Genomic DNA, 19319 nt, shown 5'->3' on the forward strand with positions numbered 1-19319 from the left:
GGGGTCATCAATGTTTGAAAAGTACTTGAATAGCTGTAGTTGCGACATGGGTTAACTTACTTCTTACTAAAAAGAAGTATAAGATCACAAACTTAAGTCAAGGTAAAGCTTCGTGATCTTGCCCTGGATACCTATGCTTCTACTTGAGCTTATCCAAAATAGTGTTGATAACAGAGGCCTATGATCAGTAAGCTGGTCACACTGGCAACAAAATACGGATTTAGTCTTTCGGAAATCAATGATGACAACACTAACAATTTTAGACGGCGGTATGGGGCGTGAGCTCAAACGTATCGGCGCGCCTTTTTCTCAGCCGCTCTGGAGTGCGCAGGCATTAATTGAGTCGCCACAATTCGTAGCGCAAGCTCATCAAAGCTTTATCGACGCAGGGGCACAGATTATTACGATCAATAGCTATGCCTGTGTCCCTTTTCATTTAGGTGAAGCGCTGTATGCAGAGCAAGGTGCAAAGCTTGCTGAAAAAGCGGCAGATATTGCACGTGAGGTTGTCACTCAGTCTCAACAACAGGTGCTTGTTGCTGGCTCAATCCCCCCTGCCTTAGGCTCCTATCGTCCTGAGTTATTTGAGGCAGAGCGAGCATACGAGATCTGTTCTACCTTGTTTACCGCTCAGGATAACCAGGCCGATATCTGGCTTGCTGAGACAATTGCCAGTATTGCTGAAGCAGAGGTCATTGCTAAGGTGCTAGCCAATACCGATAAGCCCTGTTATTTCGCTTATACTCTGATTGATGAAGTTGACCAGCCGATTCGGCTACGTTCTGGGGAATTGCTCACCGATGCTGTTATGGCATTGTTGACCACTAATGCTACAGGGATCCTTTTTAATTGTTCGATCCCTGAAGTTATCGAGCAAGCCATTAAGGATGTTGTACAAGTATTAGCGCAACACAATAAAACGTTAACTATTGGTGTCTTTGCAAATAGTTTTACCCCAATCCAATCGGGCCATCAAGCCAATGGCACCTTGCAAACGTTGCGTCATGTTTCCGAAGAAGAATACCTTGAGTTTGCCAAGTGCTGGCACAAATTAGGAGCGACCATTATTGGTGGATGTTGTGGTATTTACCCAAGCCACATTAACGCGCTTTCCACATGGCGAGATAGCCTAGAATAAAGAAGCTCACCTGAACCTTGATAAAGAGTAAACCGCCGTTTGCACAGTAACATGCAGGGGTTAGTGTGGCTGGGGGCTTATACCGCTAATACCTTCAGCTACCCGATGATATTTTAATCCACTTTAGTTGCTTCAATCACGATTGAACTACAATCCCCTGTAACATAAGGGCCAAGAACAAACTTTAACGACGAAAAATGATATTCTAAATCACAATTTTGGTATATCGATTCTATTGGGGAACCTTTGGTATTAAACCGTGCGACTATAAGAGTTTCACTTTGTTGAAGGATTACAGCTGAATGTGATGATAAAGCATTTTTAACGTCTTCTTGTAGCATCCCTACTTGTGGTTTTGGCGCGTTAACGAAAGTGGCAATTAGCGCATCCTTTACCTTCAAAGGGTTTTGTTGTTCAACTTTCATCACTTCTTTTAGTTCGGGTTTGTCGGTAGATGAACATGCACTGATTAACAATATTAATAACGCCCATAAGCCAATTTCAATTTTTTCACCACACACTCCTTACAATACAACGATCAAAAACAGTGGCGACTTTATGCGTTCAACTGTTTATGTAGCAACATTGCCACCTATTTTTTAAATATGATTAAACGTTTATTACACAACGACATGAGCTTCTCTAGCGCCCGCACCTAAGGCAATTCCCCTGAGTACACGATCTTTAATGTCTGATAAACCACTTTTAAGAAACTAAAGTTGAAAATCGATATTTTATGCTATTAATTATATAGTTACGACTCAAACCCTATCGATATTAACCCGCAATATAAATACCCCAACCCACAATCAATGTGATAGCGCTAACAAAAGCTAGTTTATTAATTACATTATATTTTTTAGAGTAACCCAACATAAAAATACAATAACCGACTATTGAACTGAAGCCTAATGGTAAATTTGAATAGTTGAGTGCTAATAGCCCTAAAGCAACACCTAATGAAAGTGAGAACAATACGACGATTAAATTTAATTGATTAGTGCTCAAACTCATTTGTTAATTCCAATGTAAACATAACGTTTTAGTATTTATGCGTTGTGTTCAAAGTATGAATCGTTTATTGGACTCGTCCGATGCTACATCCATATTAATCAGTACCTTTTTGCTCAATGTAAGATGCTATAGGAATATGCTTTATTGAGGTAGTCACATTTTGTACAACCTTAAAGATACTCACAGCTACAGCCGGATAAAGTACGGTATCGCGACTAACACTACACCTATGATCAGTAAGCTGGTCACACTGGCAACAAAATACGGATACACGCATAACGTCATGCCGACACACAAAGGTACGATTGCTCGCTGGCGCTTTCCATAGACAAAATAGCCCATTCCAATAGCACCAAACAATACACTCCACATCATCATTGTTGCATCCATTATTGCTCCTTCAAGGTTTTAATAGCTGTGCTGAGTTAAATGCATTTTACTGCTCATTACTAGCGCTAAATAAGGTTGCGCATTGAGTAGCGAAATAAAGAGTAAAAAAGAGTAATCAACTCGTAGCTCTCAATATTCTGACTCAGGGGTATCAATCAATATTCATTATTTTGCGTTTACGGCTGAGCAAAAGCGCTATTAGTCATATTCTTAAATCATACAGCGCCAAAAATGACAGTCATATAAAGCACTTAATGCCATAAATGACACTTTACCTGTACTCGCCTCTGTTAATTAACAACACCGACAATAAGAACAATAAAATTAAAATATAAATTAATACTATTAAACAGTAGCTTACAGTTTTATTTAGTCAATTTAATACCATTAAAACAAAGTTGGCCCGCCCATTGCTATTACAAAGCAAGTTTGTAATCTAATTTTTAGATTCAAACTACCCTAACTTAATTTATTTGGAGTAATAACATGACTGAATCAATCGTATCTTTCCCACAACTTAACCGCCCTGCACCTGCGTTTAATACTAAAACGACTCACGGTATGCGCTCGTTAAATGATTATAAAGGTAAATGGTTAGTATTATTTTCACACCCTGCTGACTTTACCCCTGTTTGTACTACTGAATTTATGGGGTTTGCTCAACGTGCAGGTGAGTTTGCGAAGCTGAATACTGAACTTTTAGGTTTATCAATTGACAGTATTCACTCTCACATTGCTTGGGTACGTAACATTGAAGAAAACTTTGGTGTTGAAATTACGTTCCCAATCATTTCTGACTTATCAATGGAAGTCGCCAAAGCATACGGCATGATCCAACCCGGTGCTAGCGATACCGCAGCGGTAAGAGCGACCTTTATTATTGACCCTGAAGGTATTTTACGCGCAATGGTGTATTACCCAATGAGCAATGGTCGCTCAGTTGATGAATTTGTACGCCTCGTTAAAGCATTACAAACAAGTGATGCAAATGGTGTAGCCACCCCTGAAAACTGGCAGCCTGGTGATGACGTCATTGTTCCACCACCAGCCACAACAGCCGACGCCAAAGCACGTTTAGGCCAAGGATATGATTATGTAGATTGGTACTTCAGCAAGAAATCTATTTAATCCGTTACTGCACAGGGGGTATCCCCCGCCCCTGTGCATCTTTTTTATAGGAGATTTGTAATGAACTCAACATTTAGTGTCCATGAATTTTTAGATGATGACAGTGAAACATTCACCTATGTTATTGCAGATAATGCCACACGCTTTGCGGTGATTATCGATCCGGTTTTAGACTTTGATTATAAGTCCGGGCGAACAGACACCCGCAGTGCTCAACGTGTTCTGCATTGGGTTGAACGCCAAGAATTAAGTGTTAAATGGATACTTGAGACTCACGCACATGCAGATCATTTATCAGCTGCCAGTTATATCCGCGATCAAATTGGTGGTCAAATAGGTATTGGTGAACACATCACTCAAGTGCAACAAACCTTTAAGCAAGTCTTTAATCTTGAAAGTGATTTTTTACCCAATGGCAGCCAGTTTGACCGGTTATTTAAACACAATGAATTGTTGCAAGTGGGCAATATGGCTATTCGTATCATGCACACACCCGGCCATACCCCTGCAGACTTAGCTTACATCATCAATGAACAAGCCGCTTTTGTCGGCGACACCATATTTATGCCCGATGTAGGCACGGCTCGTTGTGATTTCCCTGGTGGTGACGCCAATACCTTATATGACTCAATTCTATCGCTGTTTAGCTTGCCTGAGTCTACGGATATCTATGTTTGTCATGATTATCCAACTGAGGGTCGCAGCCATCAATTTAAAACCCAAGTGGGCCAACAAAAAGCCAACAATATTCATGTTAAAAATGGCATCAGCAAAGCTGAGTTTGTGTCGCTACGTCAAGCTCGTGATGCCACCTTACCCATGCCAAGACTGATATTACCGTCTATTCAGGTCAATATTCGCGCGGGTAACATGCCAGCACCTGAATCGAATGGCACTGTGTATTTAAAAGTGCCGATTAACTTACTTTAAAACATAGGTTATCAATATGATACAAGCCGTTTTAGGTGCGTTAGTTATTGGCTTAGTGCTGAGCATGCTGGGTTCTGGAGGATCAATACTCACGGTTCCTGTGTTGTTATATCTTGTTGGGATGCAACCAGAGCTCGCAATAGCATCGTCTCTTTGTATTGTCGCAGCCATTAGCGCGGTGAGTAGTATCGGGTTTATTAAACAAAAAATGGTCTCATGGCCACATGTTTTTTTGTTTGGTGTACCCGGTATGGCAGGCACGTATTTAGGTGCTTGGATTAGTACCTATTTCACCAGCCAAATCCAACTGAGTGTGTTTGTGGGATTAATGCTGATCGGTGCGGTGATGATGTGGCGCAAACAAAATGCTGAATTCACCCAAGGCAAACTCAAGCTCGCTAACGTGCTATTGCAAGGATTATTAGTCGGTGTCGTCACAGGTTTTGTGGGTGTCGGTGGCGGATTTTTAATTATCCCAGCCTTGGTATTGCTCGGCGGCATTGAAATGTCGTTAGCAGTGGGTACCAGCTTGTTGATTATCACCATGAACTCTTCAATGGGGTTCATTAAATATTATAGCTTGTTGTCTGATCAAGGGCTGCAATTCGACTGGCCTGTTATTGCCATCATGATTGCTGGCGGATTTGTCGGAAGTTTAGCCGGACAGAAGCTTACTCAATACCTCCCTAAAGCCACATTACAAAAAGTATTCGCGGTGTTTTTAGTGGTAATGGCATTGTTTATTACAACTCAATCAATTATTTAGTATCACGAGGCACACATGAAAACTGCTCAAGAATATATTAGTGAAATCAAAACAACGATTGCTGAAGTCAACACGCAGCAATTACTCACAGCAATGTTAAATCCTGACATTATCATTATTGATGTGCGCGAACATGAAGAGTTTTTAACTGGCCATATCGAAGGTGCCGTTAACCTACCTCGGGGTGTATTAGAAATGAAAATTCATGAGCACCCATCAGTTAGCCATCATTGTGAGTGGGTTTTAGCGTTGAATGAGTTGGCAAACAAAGAGATTTATCTTATTTGCCGTACGGGCGGACGCTCTGCATTAGCTGCTGCCTCGTTGCAGAACATGGGCTTTACCAAACCGTTATCGGTTGCTGGTGGCATGATGCAATGGGAGCAAGATGGCTTTCCCGTGATACCTCATAAAATATAGTCTGAGATTCACGGCTTTAATTCATAACTTCACCTTAAACATGAGCCTAACCTTAAACATGAGCTTATCTTTAAACCAAAGCTTATCCTTAAATTAACGCTCATAAGCATCAGTGTGAAGACATGAAGGTTTAGAGGTGAGTTAATATGAGCGAGTCAGTACAGTGCATAAGCATATAAAAATGAGCCATTTATGGCTCTTTTTTATTATTGATTGTTAATGCTTTTACTTATTGCTTATTGCTTATTGCTTATTGCTTATTGCTTATTGCTTATTGCTTAGCAGTATATTGTTACCATTGATTAAGCGGAATTTTTAGAAAGTAATTATCTTCACCTTCTGGGGGCGGTAAGTGTCCTGCCCTAATGTTGAGTTGTATTGCAGGTAATAACAAAGATGGCATGGATGTACCTTGATGTTGCTCTTGATGCAATTGAATAAACTCATCCAAACTTATTTTACCGCCTACGACCCGATTAGTGCGCTTTTGAGCCAGGATTGAGGTTTCAACTATGTTGCTTTGTGTCCACGCAGTTTGCGGCTGATGACCAACAAATACCCGAGTGCTATTAGGCAAGGCTAATATTTTTTGAATGGAGTGGTATAACGTCGCTGCACTGCTGTTGGGGAAATCAGCACTCACGGTACCAATGTCGGGTGAAGCAATAACATCACCAACAAATACGGCATCTTCGATAAGGTAACTCACGCATGCAGGTGTATGCCCTGGAGTATGCATGATGTGTACATCTAAGTGACCTAACTTAATCAGCTCTTCATCAACAAACAACTGGTCAAACTGTTCACCATTACAATGAAAGCTGTCATCCAGGTTAAGGATCCGCTTAAACATATGTTGCACTTTAGTGATGTGCTCGCCTATACCAGTAGAACCACCACGTTTCTGTTTGATATAACATGCAGCAGAAATATGATCGCAATGAGCGTGGGTTTCTAAAATCCATTCAAGCTCGTAGCCATTACTGTCTAAATAGTCAATCATACTGTCTGCTAACACAGTCGTTATTTTACCCGATGCAATATCGAAATCTAACACAGGGTCAATAATGGCACTTTGACGCGAAGCAAGATCGGTCACCACATAACTCACAGAGTGACTGCTTGGGTGATAGAAGGGATCGATGCGGATTTTGCTCATGAACAATTAACTCCCAACAAAAAGCATTGCATTTTTGTTAGATAAAACCCTAATTCAGCCTTTATTTAGCGACATATCAAGGCGGTTATTAACTACAGCATAATGTTAACTGAAAACAAAATAGTAAACTGCGGCGAGAGTCGCAACAAAGGCCCTTCGGCCGCAGAATATGTGATATCGCGGGGTTGCGTTGGCTAATAGAGATTACCCATTAATACGCCATTAACATAACCCACCATACGCTCACCTTAAGGTTTGCCACTTATGGTTTTCAATTGTTCTGTACTGCTGATGACCTTTTGTAATGAAAATGCACCGCGTAAGTCGCCTAATTCAAAGTTTATGGCTTTATCTTCTGGATAAGCTTGTTTAATTAGCGTGCTTAGCTCTGGAGTAATGTTACTGCCATGGCAACCTAAACACAGTTCTTGTGTTGGAATGGCTTTCATATAACGAAACTCAGTCGTGTCACCGTTAACAATGTATTCACTCGCAACAATGGGAGCATCAGCAGCTTGCTTGCCTGCGGCTTTTGTTTGTTCAAATTGCGTTAACTGTGCCAACTCCCAGGCATCTGGTGTGTTATCACTATTACGCACGCGCAAACTGGTTCGTTTGAGTGTCCAACCGTCTTTAGAGTTTTCAGCAGCAATGCTAGGGGCAACTGACTTGCACACAGACACACCGGCAGGAAGTCCACCTTGCTTAATAGCAGCTTGTAGCTGCCCTTTTAATGCCTGACTAAATTGGGCAATTTTTTGATTGGCTTCTTGCTCAAGTTGTTGTTCGGTTAATGGTTGTGCATTGACCATGGAACTGACACAAGATAAAAGTGCAATACTGCTTATGGCTAGGGTTTTAACAAATAAAATATTAGGAGTCTTTGTTGCGTTCATTATTTTTGTTCCTTTTCCTCTTGGGACCAGATGCGGTCTTGAGATATTCAAGGATCTACTTACAAACTTTGTGCCATGTCACAAAATAAAATAAAAAGCCTATTTTATAGCACTATAGGCTAAATAGTCGTTATTGATTTAATGTCCGCGACGTATCTTGTTGACAAAATTGTCACACACTGTCATTTTTGGTGGCATTAATGACAGCTAATTTAGCGCGCATGTTTATGAGAGCTAGCACAATGAAAAATACTACCGTTGTACAATCGATGATCAACGCAATAGATAAGCCGGCCATATTCATCACCCCCGATTATATTATTCATGCCGTAAACCAAGCGTATATTGAAACCTATGATACAGAGGTAACGTTAGGTAAAAGTCGTTGTCATCAAATATCTCATCACAGCGATGAACCTTGTGACAAACATGGCGAGGAATGTCCGTTACAGCAGTGCCAAAAAACCACGCGCGCAGCAAACGCCGTTCACATACACAGTACTGCTCAAGGTAAATCGTATTGCGACATTTTAATGAAGCCCATTAAAGATGATGCAGGCATGATCATGGGCTTTCTTGAGATTTTAGATTCCATTGACTATGCATCAACTGAATCAAAAAAAGACACCATGGTGGGCCAATCGGCTCCGTTTAAACAAATGCTCAATAAAATCAACCGAGCATCGCAATCAAACATCGCTGTATTGCTGCAAGGTGAAACAGGTGCGGGTAAAGAGTTAGTCGCAAAAGCCGTACACCAAGCCAGTAATAGAAGCGACAAACCATTTGTGGTCATTGAATGTACCGGACTGAGCGAAAATCTATTTGAAAGTGAGCTATTTGGTTTTGAAAAAGGGGCTTTTACAGGCGCGACCACCAGTAAAAAAGGACTCATTGAAATTGCCCATGGTGGGACAGTTTTTTTTGATGAGATTGGTGATGTCCCCATGAACATGCAAGTTAAGTTATTGAGGTTACTCGAAACACAATGTTATCGAGCGGTGGGCGGCTTAAAGCAAAAACGATCTGATTTTAGATTAGTCAGTGCCAGTCATAAAAACTTACTTGAATTGGTGGATAAAGGTGAATTTAGACGAGATTTGTATTATCGCATCGCTGGTTTCCCAATATACCTCCCCTCATTGCGTGAGCGACAAGATGACATTCCAACCTTGATCAATCATTTTATGAAGTTGTCAGACTATAAACACAAAAAGTTTTCAGCCAATGCGTTACAACTCCTTAGCAGTTACTCGTTCCCGGGTAATATTCGTGAACTAAGAAATATTATTGAACAGTCTGCGCTGATAGCTAATGAAGATTTGATCCATAGTAGTGATTTACCTGAAAGCATCAATGCAACCGCCAGCAAAGCAGCGACTCAGCACACACCAGGCTTTGATGCTAGTGCTGTTAATCTCACTGAGACGAAATTGATGAGTTTAGATGATCTTGAATCCGAGTATTTATCGCAAGTGTGTCTACAATTTACAGGTTCGCCCGCCGAATTGGCCATCATACTCAATGTCAGCTTGCGAACCTTATATCGTAAATTACAACGATACGGTTTAAAGCTGTAAGCTTGCGTGATACTTCTGCTGCAATGTGAGCGCTTAACGAATAAAGTATTACTTTTAACTACGGTGTTTAACTCTCACATTCAGATCAAGTACCTAACTCTAACCACTAAATTCTAGCCACTTAATTCTAACCACTTCACTTCTGGATTCAACACTCTGGCAGCTCAGCTATGATGCTCTACTCAAGCGCTCAACTACGACTCTCACTTGAGTCGTTTAATTCGCACGTAATAACGAATGCTTTTTCTGGCAACAGCGCTTGATATGCATGGGTTCGCTTAAGTCTATATCACTTTCGCCATGTTCATGAGAATTACAATGTCCGCCATGACAACCACTTTCACCATGGTTATGATCGCAACATCCGCCTTTACCTTGTTTAGCGATATGCTTGGTTGAAGGTCTGCCCTGCGATGCATCAAGGTATGGCTCACATTCAGCTAAGTGTTCGTTGGCAAAATAAGCAATCTCTGTACGACCATTTTTGGCATGAAAAACATCGAGTTGTTGGTTAAGTAACTTAGACAACAATTGTTGGCCAATATTTCTCACAATCACTCGGGTCGCGCCATGGGCTTTGATAAGTTCAACTAACTTACGTTTACCTTCACAGCCATCGCTCAATGCCGGATTATCAAATCGCGAAACAATACTGGCTTGTTCATTAACCATAATGAAACTCTCCGCTTTGCTAAAATGGTTAGCAATATGCTCATCTTTAATAGGTATGACTGTAATCATTATGTCCTCTCTTGCAGTTAATTCACTGCGATAATTAATATTGTTTGGTACCAGTTACCCAATCCTTTTTAGATTACGCACACAAGTAAATGGCATATGCTATTTATATACCCATTAATAGCATATGCCAAATACTTTTTTGTTATTTTGATTCTTACATCACAGTGTCTTCATACAATCTTGTTTGAGGCACGATTTTGATTTTAATGAGGCTTGACGTTATCAGCGTTCGCGATTGAGCTTATGGTTGGCTTGCAGGACAAGCCTGTTATATGAAAACCACTTATAAACAAGCGTGATATAGCGTGTGCCTCATCGTATTAACATGCCACAAGCGTGAGTCTGGTCGATTATTTGAACAAAAAAATAATTACAGCTGCAATAATTAATAAAAACCGACAATAACGTCATAAATAGCTACTAAAAACAATAATTGATATATAACAATTACTTAAAGCAACCAAGCTCAATCACCTAGCAATAAAGTGACGCGGTTATAGTGATCTAAATCAAACAACTGCTTGATAATTAGAGGTCTAATCATTAGTATTGTTATTAATTGAGCGTTCAATTAATAACGTTTCAGCCAAAAAAGGATGTCACTAATGTCAAGACCAGCAATGAAAAACGTCAGACAACAACAGCTCATAGATGCCACGTTAATGTCAGTCGAACGTCATGGATTACAGCACACCACAATTAATACGATCAGTGGTTTAGCGGGTATGTCATCAGGGATCATCAGCCACTACTTTGGTGGCAAACAAGGGTTAATTGAAGCCACGCAAAAATTCTTATTAGAAGAATTGAAGCAAGCCTTACTGACCAGAACGTCAGGCAAAACATTAACCCCAATGGCAAGATTATCAATGATAGTTGAAGCTAACTTTACTGAACTTCAACGTTCTAGTGCGGCAACAAAAACGTGGTTAAGTTTTTGGTCTCAAGCCATGCACGACCCAGGACTGGCTAGACTGCAATACATCAATAATCAGCGTCTATACAGCAACCTGCTTTATTCATTTAAACAATTATTACCCAAAACAGACGCGATTAATGCCGCCAAACAAACCGCGGCAATTATCGACGGGTTTTGGTTACGCAGTGCGTTAAGCCACAGCCCTGTAGAAGATTTTAAGCAAGCCCAAATTTTATCTAAAGCCTTTATAGAGGCTGTGATCGTGCAACACGGAGAAATTGAATGTCAGCGTTAATCACATACCAAAATTACGTTCATGGTAAGTACATATCTAATGGCAGCGGAGAAACCTTCGAAGTCGTTAATCCTGCAACAGGCAGCGTAAGTTATTTAGTAGAAGTCGCGACAGAAGCGGTACAACACGCCGCAATTGAGAGTGCCAAAACAGGTTTTGCCGTGTGGTCAAAGATGACACCGATGGAACGTAGCCGTATTTTATTAAAAGCAGTAGCCATACTTCGTGAACACAACGACGAGCTTGCCGCAGGTGAAGTGCTTGACACCGGTAAACCCTGGCAAGAAGCCTCGGTTGTTGATGTCGTTACCGGCGCAGATTCAATCGAGTTTTTTGCAGGTTTAGCGCCTAGCATTGAAGGTAATCAACAATCTATTGGTGATGACTTTTACTACACTCGCCGTGAGCCGTTAGGCATTTGTGCTGGCATTGGCGCATGGAACTATCCATTACAAATTGCATGCTGGAAAGCGGCCCCTGCACTTGCTTGCGGCAATGTAATGATTTTTAAACCCTCTGAAGAAACGCCTCGCGGTGCAATGCGTTTAGCAGAAATATTCACTCAAGCAGGCGTACCCGATGGCGTGTTTAACGTTGTTCAAGGTGATGGCCGTGTAGGTGCCTGGTTAACCACCCATGACGATATTGCCAAAGTGTCATTTACTGGCGAAGTCGGCACGGGCACCAAAGTGATGGCTGCAGCATCAAGTACCTTAAAAGAAGTGACCATGGAGCTTGGCGGTAAATCACCGTTAATCATCTTTGATGATGCCGATGTTGAAAATGCGGTATCAGCAGCCATGCTGGCGAACTTTTATACCCAAGGTGAAGTGTGTACTAATGGCACACGCGTATTTGTGCAAAAAAACATGTACCCACAATTTATTGAGCGCTTAAAGCAACGCACTGAAAATAATATTGTTTGTGGCGATCCGATGGATGCAGAAACCAATTTTGGCGCATTAATCTCACGAGCACATCAACAAAAAGTGCTTGAGTATATCGCTATTGGTAAAAAAGAAGGTGCCACCTTATTAACCGGTGGTGTGGCATTAAGCCCTAATAATGCACCTCATGGTTTTTTTGTTGCTCCTACTGTCTTTACTGATTGCACTGATGACATGACCATTGCCAAAGAAGAGATTTTTGGCCCGGTAATGTCAGTCTTTACCTTTGATGATGAAGATGAAGTGATTCAGCGAGCCAATAACACTCACTTAGGTTTAGCCGCTGGCGTATTTACCCAGGACATTACTCGCGCTCACCGTGTGATTCACCAAATGCAAGCCGGTATTTGCTGGATAAACGCCTATGGCGCATCGCCAGCAGAAATGCCTGTGGGTGGTTACAAGATGTCTGGTATTGGTCGTGAAAATGGCTCTGAAACCTTAAAAGCGTATACCCAAATTAAAGCGGTTTACGTGGGTATGCAGTCACTTGAAAGCCCATTTTAGGAGTGACCCAATTAATGTCTACGCAAATGTCTCATGAATACGATTATATTATTGTTGGTGCCGGTAGCGCAGGTTGTGTATTAGCCAACCGCTTAACCGAAAACCCAGACAATAAAGTATTAATTTTAGAAACTGGTGGTAGTGATAAGAGTATTTTTATCCAAATGCCAACCGCCCTTTCAATCCCGATGAATACTAAAAAGTATGCATGGCAGTTTGAAACACAAGCCGAGCCACATTTAGATAACCGTCGTATGCATTGTCCTCGCGGTAAAGTGTTGGGCGGCTCATCGTCAATTAACGGCATGGTGTATGTACGTGGTCATGCACGTGATTTTGACGAGTGGCAACAACATGGTGCAAAAGATTGGAACTACGCCCATTGTTTACCGTATTTCAAAAAAGCCGAAACATGGTCATTTGGTGGCAACGTTTACCGCGGCGACACGGGTCCTTTAGCGGTGAACAACGGTAACGAAATGAAAAACCCGTTGTATCAAGCTTTTGTGGATGCAGGTGTCGATGCCGGATACTTAGCGACGAGTGATTATAATGCCAGTCAGCAAGAAGGCTTTGGCCCAATGCACATGACCGTTAAAAATGGCGTTCGTTGGTCTACTGCTAACGCTTATCTTCGTCCGGCGATGAAACGCGACAATTTAACCGTAGTGACTCATGCGTTAGTGCATAACGTCATAATGCAAGACAAAACAGCCGTTGGCGTGCGTTACGAGCGTAAAGGCCAAATGATTGATGTGCACTGCAATAAAGAAGTGGTGTTGTCTGCAGGCTCTATCGGTTCGCCACACATTTTACAATTGTCTGGTATTGGCGATAAGCAAATCTTAGCCGACGCAGGAATTGAAACCGTTCACCACTTACCTGGTGTCGGTCAAAATCTTCAAGATCATTTAGAGTTTTATTTCCAATTTAAGTGCTTACAGCCTATTTCACTCAACGGAAAGTTAGACCCACTGAATAAGCTATTCATTGGTACCCGTTGGATTTTAGATAAATCAGGCTTAGGTGCGACAAACCATTTTGAATCTTGTGGCTTTATCCGCTCAAAACCCGGTTTAGAGTGGCCAGATTTGCAATACCACTTTTTACCTGCAGCAATGCGTTATGACGGTAAAGAAGCGTTTGCCGGTCACGGATTTCAAGTTCACATTGGCCATAACAAGCCAAAAAGTCGCGGTGCAGTGACCGTTGTCTCTAAAGATGCCAAGGTTGCCCCACAAATTCAGTTTAATTATTTATCGCATCAAGATGACATCGAAGGCTTTAGAGCTTGCGTAAGGTTAACGCGTGAAATTATTAATCAACCTGCATTAGATGAATACCGTGGTGAAGAAATTCAACCGGGCTTAGCCATACAAACCGACGAACAAATCGATGCGTTTGTGCGCAGTTCAGTTGAAAGTGCCTACCACCCTTCTTGCTCATGCAAAATGGGTGAAGATGCTATGGCGGTTGTCGATTCAGACACTAAAGTGCACGGTATTAAAGGCTTAAGAGTGGTTGATTCGTCGATATTTCCGACGATACCAAACGGTAATTTAAACTCACCAACGATTATGGTGGCCGAGCGTGCAGCAGACATTATTTTAGGTAAACAAACGCTAGCGCCGAGCTTTGCCAAGGTGACTATCGCCGATGATTGGCAATCTCAGCAGCGGGTAAAAGCGCCAAAAAGATCGCTGAGTTAATCCATCAGTTTGAGGTAAAGGTCTTTGGTCAACCTACAATTTTGTGAATGACCAATTTAGCTATGTTCAATCTATCAGGGTTTAACTATCGACAGCGATACTTAAGGCTTGAGGGCATAACCGCCTTTAAACATTGTTCTATGGCATTAAATAAAACATACAACAAGGAGCCAACATCATGTTTGCAAACACAATTAAATCAGGGGTTAAGTAATGACGACCTGGTTATCAATAGGTATTTTATTTACGTTCGCCGCTATCGCATTTGTGATTTATCGCTGGGGTAATATGCAATGTATTGGTGTGACGCCTGTACGTAAGTTTACTTTTATTGCGATTCTCTTTACCTCTGGTTTAGATGTGGGACTGATTATGTTCCCGCTGACTGAATTTGCGGGATATGCCGATTTAGCCGCCAGCCCTGAGTATGGTTTTACCAATCCCCTCGCCATTGAGTTTGGTTTTTGGGCTTGTTTAATTTGGGCTTTTTACTTTTTAACCTGTTTCTATTTCTGTGTTATTGAACCCAGAGTGAAGTATTTTGAAATTCCGTTAATCAAGTTTATTAATAACCTGGTTATTATCGGTACCTGTGCATTCACCGCATACTTACTCCTAAGTAACTTACCATGGTATTTACCTAACTTAGGTGACGGTGAATCGGTTGTGAGTACATTCTATCTCATTGTATTTATGGTAATTGCCGCTGCTGTATATTCAAGCACCAGCATTAAATATGTACGCTACTTAAGTTTAGGCAGTACCTGGTTATTCTTTGGCTTAATCGCGTTGATGTGGTCTGGTGCATTTTTGTCAGACGATTCAAGTGTGGGTGAATTCTTTACCACTTTTGCATTAATCGGTAGCTACTTTTCAAATATGCATGAGTTTGTCTTACCCATGAATGATTACCATGAGTTCTACTTATTCTGGTGGTTTGCTTGGAGTATTATGATTGGTCAGTTTACTGCGCGTTTTGTTGGCGGCATGAAAACCTATCAAGTATTACTGGCGATGATGGTATTTCCGTCTATCCCAATTGCAATTTGGTTTACTGTACTTTATTACTACAGCGCGAATGGCATCGACACCTCAGGGTTCTATAACCTTGCGATGGTCATCGTGGGCATCACGTTTGTGATTAACTCATTAGACTCACTAGTACGTTTATACACAGATAATTTAAACCTCACAGTAGAGCGTTTTGGTAAAGTGCCGTATATCATAGGTAATGTTGTGTTACTGAGCGGATTAACCTTATTATTTAAGTTAGAATTCTTAGAAATTCAATGGGTTGGAGCATTAGCCATCGGCCTAATATTAAGTTGTTTCTTCTTTATTTTAAAAGGTCACTTAACTAAAGTGGCAGACATTGAACGCTCGCCAAAAGCGAACAAAATTGATTTTACAAAAATTGAGTTACTGGATTAATTAATAATAATACCCAAGGAATGATAATGAACACTAAAATTAAAACACTGGCGCTATTAAGTTTATTTGCCCTACCAACATCAGTGATGGCGGGAGATTTAAGCACCACAGTGAACGCAACATCGGATTACACCTTTAATGGTGTAAGCCAAACAGACAATGACCCGGCGCTACAAGCTAGCCTTGATTATGCAATGGATGATGGTTGGTATGTTGGTGCTTGGGCATCGAATGTTGATTTCGGTAGCACTGATGACACTTGGCTAGAGCTAGATTTCTATGCCGGTAAATACTTTGAGCTGAATGACCGCGTGTCGTTAGATGCGGGTATTGCTTACTATACTTACCATGGTGATGATGCATCAGATGATTATTACTACCCAGAAATCTACACTAAATTTGGCTACACCTCGTCGTTAGGTCAAAGTGAATTAAACTTCTGGTACTCGTGGGATTACTTTGGTTTAGATGCTGGCCATTACATTGCTATGGTTGCTCATACATTTACGATTACAGAAGGTCATGATATTCGTGTTAGTTTTGACCGTTCAACATCACTTGATAAAGATAAATTTTCATGGGGCGAAGACAAGTCTTATAACCATTACCGAGCTGAGTATATGACAAGCTGGGAAGGTTTTGATTTTAACGTTGCTGTTGAAGATACTGATTGGGATACAGATTTAAGTGATACTCGCGCTGTACTTTCAGTCTCGCGCACATTTAACCTGTAATTTGATCTACGCGACATAAGCAGAATAACGGTTCGCTGTTATTCTGCTTTTTTTGATTTTACGCATGAGTAATGACCTTATATCTGTTAAGGTGCGGGCAAAATTGCTAACTCTGTGGTCTAGAGGACATTATGGAAAAGTACGAACAATTATTAATTTCATTGCGCCGAGTGATCAGAGCTATCGATATACACTCGCGTCAATTGAATAAACTCTCTGGTTTAACAGGGCCGCAACTTATGGTGATGAAGAAAATCCATGAGCTTGACGCACCATTAGCAAAACAAATTGCCCAAGAAATTAATTTAAGCGCAGCAACAGTCACCACCATTATTGATCGACTAGAAAGCCGAAATCTGGTGATCCGTACGCGTAGCGAAACCGACAAGCGTAAAGTGCATTTATCGTTGAGCGATGCGGGTAATGAAATACTCAGTAGCGCACCTAAACCGCTTCAAGAACATTTTATTAAGCATTACCAAAACTTAGAAGAATGGGAGCAAAGCCAGTTATTGTCTGCGGTTGAGCGAATTGCGTCAATGATGGACGCAGATGACATTGATGCTGCGCCAGTATTATTAGTGGGTCAAATTCAAGCAGAAGCAGCTCAGTAAACTGCCCTGCTGAATGTTAAGCATTCAGATACACAAACGCGAGCATTTGCTCGCGTTTTTTATGTCTGGTTTATATCAATGTTGCCAATGTTACCAAGGTAAATCTTGACCATTTGAATGCTTGAACACACCCGATGTCTCCATCGAAAGCGCATCAATTAAGTCGATTAATCTTGATGCTGAATCAGTAGCTGATATATCCCCGCCATAATTGACCATCTCGGTTTGTACATAACCTGGGTGATAAATGCCTACCGCTATCTGTCTTGGTGCTAAATCATGGCTAAGCGACATTGACGCAGCATTTAACGCGGCTTTAGACATTCTATAGCCATAGCGACCACCTGAATTGTTATCGGTAATCGATCCCATTCGAGAAGTGATCATCGCCACTTTTGCACCATTGACTAAATGTGACTGTAAAGATGCAACAACCCGGAGCGGCGCGAGTGCGTTGACTTCAAATTGTTGTCGTATGCTATCGAGATTAAGGTGTTCAAGTCTTTCGTCGCGTAAAATACCTGCATTACAAATTAACAGATCAATGTTTACGCCACGTAAACGGGTTTGCATGATTTCAATGCCAGCATCTTGCGTAACATCAACACCTTCAATGACTTTTACATTGTCACCTAGGGCAGCAAGTTCCACTGATGATTGACGACAAAGCGCATAAACAACCTGATTTTGCTGCGCATATATTGTCGCGAGCGATAAACCTATGCCGCGGTTTGCACCAGTGATAACAACCGTTTTCATGCGGGTTCCTTATTATCATTTGATTTAACAACAATCATTTTGCCTTTAAACGCGCCAAATAACGCTATACACGCACCAGCAAAAGCGGCAAATGAACAGATTAGGCGATAATCACTGTTTTCAAGAAAGAAATTGGTAACGCTAAACACCAATAGCAACAACATACCGATGTTTTTAATGCGCATCATTTTAGGTTCAAACATCAGCCAAGTGTTACATTTTGGGCATTGTGCTTCGATACCGTTATCGCCTTTACGCACCACTTTTAATGCTCTTCTGGCAAATTGACTGTTACAGCTTGGACATTCCATTTTATCAACCTCATTTATCTCAATCACATTTATCTCTATCACAATATGATACCGCGCTGTTGGTGTCTGATAAAGTTGCAATACAAATTATCATTTTAATGTGATTGAATATAATTATTGAATGAGCGCTCAAAATAGTTATTGAACACTCGTTACAGTTAGTTTATAGTCATTACATCGTCTAAATGTTGAGTGTTAACCTACTAAATACAGGATATAAGATGAACTATTCTATTGGTTTTGATGTGTACGGCACCCTTGTCGACCCAGTTGATATGGGGCAGCACCTTGAGAATCTTATTGGCGATAAAGCCTCTGAATTTGGCCAGTTATGGCACGACAAGAAAGTTGAATATGCCTTTAGACGCGCGCTGATGCAGCAATATGCTGACTTTACTGTTTGTACTCAACAGGCGCTACAATATTGTTTACGTGTTTATCAGATATCATTGACGTCTACCGAGCAACAGCAGTTAATGGCAAAGTTTGCTGAGTTAAACGCGTTTGATGATGTGATCCCTGGGCTTAAAAAGCTCAAAGAGCAAGGTCATCAGATAGCGGCATTTTCTAACGGACCTGAATTGTCTGTGCGAACGTTAATGGCTAACTCGCAGATTTTGCCACATTTACACCATGTGATCAGTGTTGACGATTTACAGACTTACAAACCCAATCCGGATGTTTACCAATATTTAATGAGGCGCATGCAAGCTGATATGAACTCATGCATGATGGTATCGAGTAATCCTTGGGATGTGATTGGCGCTAAATCGGCTGGTTTACAAGCTGTATGGGTAAAACGAAGCCCCAGTAAAATATTTGACCCATGGGAAATTCAACCTGATTTGATCGTGAGTGATTTGATTGAATTAGCCGAAATGCTCAAGGGTTAGGCGTATTGACTCACTTTTTATTGCAGCTGTTATGACTT

Annotated in this window: 21 protein-coding genes; 13 read left to right on the top strand and 8 right to left on the bottom strand. The window is 41.2% G+C overall.

All coding sequences use genetic code 11. The features are described from left to right. Positions 1–241 precede the first annotated feature (241 nt). Positions 242–1138, top strand: a complete 897-nt coding sequence (locus tag ACROAE_RS11620) for a homocysteine S-methyltransferase family protein (RefSeq protein ID WP_432402142.1) — start codon at positions 242–244, stop codon at positions 1136–1138. 113 nt (positions 1139–1251) lie between these two features. Here the strand turns inward: ACROAE_RS11620 and ACROAE_RS11625 are convergent, their stop codons facing one another. The 3 genes from ACROAE_RS11625 to ACROAE_RS11635 form a co-directional block, all read right to left on the bottom strand. Beyond that, the gene (locus ACROAE_RS11625) at positions 1252–1563 is read right to left on the bottom strand and encodes a hypothetical protein (RefSeq protein WP_432401877.1); all 312 of its coding nucleotides are present in this window, start codon (positions 1561–1563) and stop codon (positions 1252–1254) included. Positions 1564–1915: 352 nt separating this feature from the next. Beyond that, positions 1916–2152, bottom strand: a complete 237-nt coding sequence (locus ACROAE_RS11630; RefSeq protein ID WP_432401879.1) for a hypothetical protein — start codon at positions 2150–2152, stop codon at positions 1916–1918. Positions 2153–2338: 186 nt separating this feature from the next. Then, on the bottom strand, positions 2339–2542 hold the full coding sequence (locus ACROAE_RS11635) for a hypothetical protein (RefSeq protein ID WP_432401881.1): 204 nt from the start codon (positions 2540–2542) through the stop codon (positions 2339–2341). 486 nt (positions 2543–3028) lie between these two features. Between ACROAE_RS11635 and ACROAE_RS11640 the strand changes: the two genes are divergently transcribed. Genes ACROAE_RS11640 through ACROAE_RS11655 form a run of 4 tightly spaced genes read left to right on the top strand, consistent with a single transcriptional unit; the run spans position 3029 to position 5786 of the window. Further along, positions 3029–3670 carry a peroxiredoxin gene (locus tag ACROAE_RS11640; RefSeq protein ID WP_432401883.1) on the top strand — a complete coding sequence of 214 codons (642 nt, stop codon included), beginning with the start codon at positions 3029–3031 and terminating at the stop codon, positions 3668–3670. 60 nt (positions 3671–3730) lie between these two features. Next, on the top strand, positions 3731–4600 hold the full coding sequence (locus ACROAE_RS11645) for an MBL fold metallo-hydrolase (protein WP_432401885.1): 870 nt from the start codon (positions 3731–3733) through the stop codon (positions 4598–4600). A gap of 16 nt (positions 4601–4616) precedes the next feature. After that, entirely contained in the window at positions 4617–5366 is a 750-nt protein-coding gene (locus tag ACROAE_RS11650) for a sulfite exporter TauE/SafE family protein (RefSeq protein ID WP_432401886.1), read from the top strand. Between the two features lie 15 nt (positions 5367–5381). Beyond that, entirely contained in the window at positions 5382–5786 is a 405-nt protein-coding gene (locus tag ACROAE_RS11655) for a rhodanese-like domain-containing protein (protein WP_432401887.1), read from the top strand. Positions 5787–6078: 292 nt separating this feature from the next. Here ACROAE_RS11655 and ACROAE_RS11660 read toward each other — a convergent pair whose 3' ends face one another. After that, a complete protein-coding gene (locus ACROAE_RS11660) occupies positions 6079–6945 on the bottom strand; it encodes an MBL fold metallo-hydrolase (protein WP_432401889.1) in 867 nt (288 codons plus the stop codon). Between the two features lie 248 nt (positions 6946–7193). Beyond that, positions 7194–7841, bottom strand: a complete 648-nt coding sequence (locus ACROAE_RS11665; RefSeq protein WP_432401891.1) for a Tll0287-like domain-containing protein — start codon at positions 7839–7841, stop codon at positions 7194–7196. Between the two features lie 242 nt (positions 7842–8083). Between ACROAE_RS11665 and ACROAE_RS11670 the strand changes: the two genes are divergently transcribed. Beyond that, on the top strand, positions 8084–9421 hold the full coding sequence (locus tag ACROAE_RS11670; protein ID WP_432401893.1) for a sigma-54 interaction domain-containing protein: 1338 nt from the start codon (positions 8084–8086) through the stop codon (positions 9419–9421). A 216-nt stretch (positions 9422–9637) separates the two neighbouring features. Here ACROAE_RS11670 and ACROAE_RS11675 read toward each other — a convergent pair whose 3' ends face one another. After that, complete coding sequence (locus ACROAE_RS11675) at positions 9638–10162, bottom strand: NifB/NifX family molybdenum-iron cluster-binding protein (protein WP_432401895.1); 525 nt, start codon at positions 10160–10162, stop codon at positions 9638–9640. A 605-nt stretch (positions 10163–10767) separates the two neighbouring features. Here ACROAE_RS11675 and betI point away from each other — a divergent pair. The 6 genes from betI to ACROAE_RS11705 all read left to right on the top strand — a co-directional run bounded on the left by betI (position 10768) and on the right by ACROAE_RS11705 (position 17318). Then, positions 10768–11376, top strand: a complete 609-nt coding sequence (gene betI / locus ACROAE_RS11680; protein WP_432401897.1) for a transcriptional regulator BetI — start codon at positions 10768–10770, stop codon at positions 11374–11376. After that, positions 11364–12830, top strand: coding sequence for a betaine-aldehyde dehydrogenase (betB, locus tag ACROAE_RS11685; protein ID WP_432401899.1), 1467 nt, complete (start codon positions 11364–11366; stop codon positions 12828–12830). The genes betI and betB overlap by 13 nt, the downstream gene beginning before the upstream one ends. Before the next feature lie 26 nt (positions 12831–12856). Further along, positions 12857–14539 carry a choline dehydrogenase gene (betA, locus tag ACROAE_RS11690; protein ID WP_432402144.1) on the top strand — a complete coding sequence of 561 codons (1683 nt, stop codon included), beginning with the start codon at positions 12857–12859 and terminating at the stop codon, positions 14537–14539. A gap of 213 nt (positions 14540–14752) precedes the next feature. Further along, on the top strand, positions 14753–15970 hold the full coding sequence (locus ACROAE_RS11695) for a BCCT family transporter (protein WP_432401901.1): 1218 nt from the start codon (positions 14753–14755) through the stop codon (positions 15968–15970). Between the two features lie 26 nt (positions 15971–15996). Beyond that, entirely contained in the window at positions 15997–16704 is a 708-nt protein-coding gene (locus tag ACROAE_RS11700) for a TorF family putative porin (RefSeq protein WP_432401903.1), read from the top strand. A gap of 131 nt (positions 16705–16835) precedes the next feature. Continuing rightward, a complete protein-coding gene (locus ACROAE_RS11705) occupies positions 16836–17318 on the top strand; it encodes a MarR family winged helix-turn-helix transcriptional regulator (protein ID WP_432401905.1) in 483 nt (160 codons plus the stop codon). Positions 17319–17408: 90 nt separating this feature from the next. Here the strand turns inward: ACROAE_RS11705 and ACROAE_RS11710 are convergent, their stop codons facing one another. Both ACROAE_RS11710 and ACROAE_RS11715 read right to left on the bottom strand, forming a co-directional pair. Beyond that, entirely contained in the window at positions 17409–18077 is a 669-nt protein-coding gene (locus ACROAE_RS11710) for an SDR family oxidoreductase (protein WP_432401907.1), read from the bottom strand. After that, positions 18074–18415: a hypothetical protein gene (locus ACROAE_RS11715; protein ID WP_432401909.1), complete on the bottom strand. Its 342-nt coding sequence runs from the start codon at positions 18413–18415 to the stop codon at positions 18074–18076. The genes ACROAE_RS11710 and ACROAE_RS11715 overlap by 4 nt, the downstream gene beginning before the upstream one ends. A 194-nt stretch (positions 18416–18609) precedes the next feature. Between ACROAE_RS11715 and ACROAE_RS11720 the strand changes: the two genes are divergently transcribed. Beyond that, positions 18610–19281, top strand: coding sequence for a haloacid dehalogenase type II (locus ACROAE_RS11720; protein ID WP_432401911.1), 672 nt, complete (start codon positions 18610–18612; stop codon positions 19279–19281). The last annotated feature ends 38 nt before the right edge of the window (positions 19282–19319 follow it).

This window comes from Shewanella sp. MF05960, from assembly GCF_050849305.1.
In the GTDB taxonomy this organism is placed as follows: domain Bacteria; phylum Pseudomonadota; class Gammaproteobacteria; order Enterobacterales; family Shewanellaceae; genus Shewanella.